At 63.8% G+C, this 1200-nt stretch carries 1 protein-coding gene; it reads left to right on the top strand.

Annotated elements, in window-relative coordinates; genetic code table 11:
• Nucleotides 1-5 precede the first annotated feature (5 nt).
• Complete coding sequence (gene tuf, locus ACTJLF_RS34555) at nucleotides 6-1199, top strand: elongation factor Tu (protein WP_093210122.1); 1194 nt, start codon at nucleotides 6-8, stop codon at nucleotides 1197-1199.
• The last annotated feature ends 1 nt before the right edge of the window (nucleotide 1200 follow it).

The raw sequence follows: 1200 nt of genomic DNA, 5'->3' as shown, positions 1-1200 counted from the left end.
GAAAAATGGCAAAAGGTAAATTCACCCGCACCAAGCCGCACGTGAACGTGGGCACGATCGGTCACGTCGACCACGGCAAGACCACGCTGACGGCTGCGATCGCAACGGTGCTGTCGTCGAAGTTCGGCGGCGAAGCCAAGGCCTACGACCAGATCGACGCGGCGCCTGAAGAAAAGGCGCGCGGCATCACGATCAACACCGCGCACGTCGAGTACGAGACGGCCAACCGCCACTACGCACACGTCGACTGCCCCGGCCACGCCGACTACGTGAAGAACATGATCACCGGCGCCGCCCAGATGGACGGCGCCATCCTGGTGTGCTCGGCCGCCGACGGCCCGATGCCCCAGACCCGCGAGCACATCCTGCTGGCTCGCCAGGTGGGTGTGGGCTACATCATCGTGTTCCTGAACAAGTGCGACATGGTCGACGACAAGGAACTGCTCGAGCTGGTCGAAATGGAAGTGCGCGAACTCCTCGACAAGTACGAATTCCCCGGCGACGACACCCCCATCATCCACGGCTCGGCCAAGCTGGCCCTGGAAGGCGACAAGGGCGAACTCGGCGAAGGCTCGATCATGAAGCTGGCCGAAGCGCTGGACACGTACATCCCGACGCCCGAGCGCGCCGTGGACGGCACGTTCCTGATGCCCGTGGAAGACGTGTTCTCGATCTCGGGTCGCGGCACTGTGGTGACCGGCGCTGTCGAGCGCGGCGTGATCAAGGTCGGTGAAGAAATCGAAATCGTGGGCATCCGCCCGACGGTCAAGACCACCTGCACCGGCGTGGAAATGTTCCGCAAGCTGCTGGACCAGGGTCAGGCTGGCGACAACGTCGGCGTGCTGCTGCGCGGCACGAAGCGCGAAGAAGTCGAGCGCGGCCAGGTGCTGTGCAAGCCCGGCTCGATCAAGCCGCACACGCACTTCACCGCTGAGGTGTACGTTCTGTCGAAGGACGAAGGCGGCCGTCACACGCCGTTCTTCAACAACTACCGTCCGCAGTTCTACTTCCGCACGACGGACGTGACCGGCGCGATCGAGCTGCCCAAGGACAAGGAAATGGTCATGCCTGGCGACAACGTCAGCATCACCGTGAAGCTGATCGCTCCGATCGCCATGGAAGAAGGCCTGCGCTTCGCCATCCGCGAAGGCGGCCGCACCGTGGGCTCGGGCGTCGTGGCGAAGATCCTCGACCTGTAAT

The organism is Variovorax sp. 22077 (assembly GCF_052044195.1).
GTDB lineage: Bacteria > Pseudomonadota > Gammaproteobacteria > Burkholderiales > Burkholderiaceae_C > Variovorax > Variovorax atrisoli.
The sequence above is the reverse complement of the archived record's forward strand: the minus strand, read 5'-3'. Positions and strand labels throughout refer to the sequence as shown.

Bases quoted from the DNA above. Each gene is read 5' to 3' on its own strand.
- tuf (WP_093210122.1), top strand. From the start codon at position 6: ATGGCAAAAGGTAAATTCACCCGCACCAAGCCGCACGTGAACGTGGGC.